A 3129-nucleotide genomic window follows, 5' to 3' on the forward strand; every position below is an offset into this window, starting at 1 on the left:
CAATATCATTGACTTTCAATATTGTCGACATCTAGTTGACGATTTCGACTCAACTTTCAGGAATTCGTACACCACCCGTCAAAAGTGCATTTTTCTGATTTCGCTCCATTCTTGTCAAATGTGTGCGCTTTTCCTTCTCGATCAGTTCCTTCAATCTTTGCTCAGGGTTAAATCGCTCCAAGGTAGGCTTTTGCCTCTCACTTGGTCTTTCATCAAAAGTGCCTCGCTTCAATTCGCGCTGATACTCCCTGCGCATCTTTCTGCTCATCGTGCTGGGATCAACATGACCATTCTCATCAAAAAGCACATCGCCAGCTTCTTTCCTTGAAGACATTGGTTCTGGGGTCTTAGGTTTCACTGGCTCAGGCTGCTGCTGAACAGCTTCTGATTGCTTCACTGCATTCACAAGCACGTCATATGCTCGCTTTGCTTCCTCAGTCTCCATAAAGGCCTTGGCATATCCATTTTCACGAACTGAGGTGACATGAAAAGTACGCACCGCATCCTTCAAACATTTTCTGATATATGCCGATAGCGTGAACTCCATTTTTTTGCACGCAAGCTCAGCTTCTTCTTTCAATTCCCTGTTGAGCCGAATTGTTAACGTAATGTCGTTTTCCATAAAAAACCCCTGTCGTTACGTTGTACATACACGAGTATGAACCATGTACATACATCATTTCCGGTAGAACCCGCATCAATGCTGGTTTTCCCCCTTACACACTCCCATTTAATCTTTCCCCCCGTATTACATAGGGGGGCGGTGTGAGTGCATGATGCAATTGAGGGCTTTTTAAGGACAAGGGGGTAAATTTGAATGGCTTGCAAAGGGGCACAAAGCAATATTTGAATTTCTTATGGTTTTGACCTTATTGATAATCCAGATAGCAAAAGGCCGTTGCGTATAGCCGCCTCTGGCTGGCACAACGCAACGGCCTTTGCTTTTCAGGATTCACCTGATCAGGTCTAATCCCGCCGCCCCTTTCCAGTTATCCACAGCGCTTGCGTCGCATGCGCTGCGCTATGGATAACTGGGGCGGCTAACCTTACTGAAATAATTTATTCGACGAAACTCTAATTTGAGGAAATTCAAATATCTCTCTTAAGTATTCATTTAACTCATTTGAACGAGTTTTTTCATACAACTTATTAAGTCTATCAAGCTTACCTCGTGACCATGGCCCAAATAACTGAGTAATTTCAATTGGTTTAATTGAAGATAAACTCCATTGATATGCCAGAATAGATTGTGAACCCAAGCTGTTTATAAACTCGCCCACTGATGCTTGGGAGAGTTTTAATAACTGAGCAAGAACATATTGATCATCAAGCTTCTTAGCTAGCTCCTCATAAACTTGATAATCAAATGATAATTCATGATAAAAAGTATATTCCTCAGGATAATTTATTAGCAAATAAGTCTCTCCTTTAGGTGCGCCATGCATCGATTTAAATGATACTGAAATTATCCATGCAAGCTCACCAATCAACGGATTTTCGACCAGATATGCTTGAACCATCGCCATTTCTTCTCCCCATTTAAAAAGAGCCTAGAATAATCCCCATTACTTGACTTTGCCAGTCATTGCCCCTTATTCTGAACTCCTCTCAAAAACCATAGCGGCCTGTCGCCCCGTCAGATCGCGGCTATTTTTACGTCCATTGTTTTCTTATGGCGGGGTAGAGACTGGGTATACAACACCGCAAGGAAAGCCCAGACGCGGATCCTATGGTTCCGAGAGTGCGCCCGCCACCCCGTAAGCAGTAGGGTGGCCTCTCTCAAAACCTAGGAGGTCACATGACCAGTCAGCAACTTAATCCCCTGAACGGGAAATTCTGGGTGGAAGCCGAATACGGCGGACGCCACATCCAAAACAAAGCAGCCCAAGCACTCACTGCCACTTATGGCGCAATGGGTGTTGCCCATCTCATCGAACGCAGCATTGCGGAAATGAACCTGGCCCGGGAAACCGAGCATGAGTATTCAGGTCTGCAGCCCGTGCTCCTGGAGAACATTCTTTGTGCGCAGCATGTGTTGCTGAACGTGATCAGCAAGCATGTGGAGGAATTATGCGAGCACCACAAGGAAGGACAATGAGATGGCCATCAAAAAAATGGAGGGTGGCTGGCTAGTCGATATTCAGCCAGGTGGGCGAGGATCTAAACGATTCCGTAAGACGCTAGGAACCAAGAGCGAGGCCTTGGCTTATGAGGCTTGGCTGAAATCCAAGGTCTTGACCACGCCAGCATGGCAGCCAGCAAAGCGTGATCTGCGCAGGTTGTCCGAGCTGGTTGATATTTGGTTTGAACATCATGGGGCCAACTTACGGGCAGGTCAGGACACTTACAATCGTTTGAAGGCGCTTTGTGTTGCCCTGGGCAATCCTTACCTAGATCGTTTCACGACTGGAATGTTTGCACACTATCGCAAGGCACGTGCAGAGGCTGGTATCGCGCCGAATACGATTAACCGTGAGCATGCGTATCTGCGCAGTGTGTTTAACGAGGCCAAGCGGCTAGGACACTGGAATGGCGATAACCCCTTGTCAGCAGTCAGGCAGATCAAGGTGCCAGAGCGGGAGTTGTCATACTTGTCCAAGGAGGATATCAAGCGCTTGCTGGCTGCACTCGAACAGTCCAAGAGCCGAGACACATTGCTGATTGCGAAAGTGTGTTTGTCTACAGGGGCACGATGGAGTGAGGCCGAGCAGCTTAAGCCAAGTCAGGTGCGGGATGGGATGATCCATTTCAGCAACACGAAGTCGGGCAAAAATAGATCTGTGCCGATCCCCGATTTCCTGATCAAGGAGCTAAAAGCGCAGGACAAGCTTCGAGGCGGTTATGGGCGTTTGTTTCAGTATTCCTATAACGCATTCAGGGAAGCAGTGAAACGGGCGCAGCTAGCGCTGCCAGATGGGCAAATGACGCATGTGTTGCGCCATACCTTTGCCAGCCACTTCATGATGAACGGCGGCAACATCCTGGTTCTTCAAAGGCTCCTGGGACATAGCAGCCTGACGATGACGATGCGATACGCGCACCTTTCCCCCGATCACTTACAGGAGGCTAGGAAGCTAAACCCAATGATGAATCTGGATTAGGCGCCATTGCTGCACTATAGGCACCTTT

The 3129-nt window shown here is 47.5% G+C and carries 4 protein-coding genes; 2 read left to right on the top strand and 2 right to left on the bottom strand.

Annotated features, from left to right (window positions below; genetic code table 11):
* Positions 1-49 precede the first annotated feature (49 nt).
* Together LG202_RS14135 and LG202_RS14140 are read right to left on the bottom strand one after the other, a co-directional pair.
* Positions 50-622: a hypothetical protein gene (locus LG202_RS14135; RefSeq protein WP_230349033.1), complete on the bottom strand. Its 573-nt coding sequence runs from the start codon at positions 620-622 to the stop codon at positions 50-52.
* 424 nt (positions 623-1046) lie between these two features.
* A complete protein-coding gene (locus LG202_RS14140; protein WP_230349034.1) occupies positions 1047-1526 on the bottom strand; it encodes a hypothetical protein in 480 nt (159 codons plus the stop codon).
* Positions 1527-1798: 272 nt separating this feature from the next.
* Here LG202_RS14140 and LG202_RS14145 point away from each other — a divergent pair, with 272 nt between their 5' ends.
* Entirely contained in the window at positions 1799-2098 is a 300-nt protein-coding gene (locus tag LG202_RS14145; protein WP_230349035.1) for a hypothetical protein, read from the top strand.
* 1 nt (position 2099) lies between these two features.
* The gene (locus LG202_RS14150) at positions 2100-3101 is read left to right on the top strand and encodes a phage integrase (protein ID WP_230349036.1); all 1002 of its coding nucleotides are present in this window, start codon (positions 2100-2102) and stop codon (positions 3099-3101) included.
* Positions 3102-3129 lie beyond the last annotated feature (28 nt).

This window comes from Methylobacillus methanolivorans, from assembly GCF_054588515.1.

Excerpts from the sequence above, each read along its gene's own strand:
- LG202_RS14140 (WP_230349034.1), bottom strand. The coding sequence starts at position 1,526 with ATGGCGATGGTTCAAGCATATCTGGTCGAAAATCCGTTGATTGGTGAG.
- LG202_RS14150 (WP_230349036.1), top strand. The coding sequence starts at position 2,100 with ATGGCCATCAAAAAAATGGAGGGTGGCTGGCTAGTCGATATTCAGCCA.
- LG202_RS14135 (WP_230349033.1), bottom strand. The coding sequence starts at position 622 with ATGGAAAACGACATTACGTTAACAATTCGGCTCAACAGGGAATTGAAA.
- LG202_RS14145 (WP_230349035.1), top strand. The coding sequence starts at position 1,799 with ATGACCAGTCAGCAACTTAATCCCCTGAACGGGAAATTCTGGGTGGAA.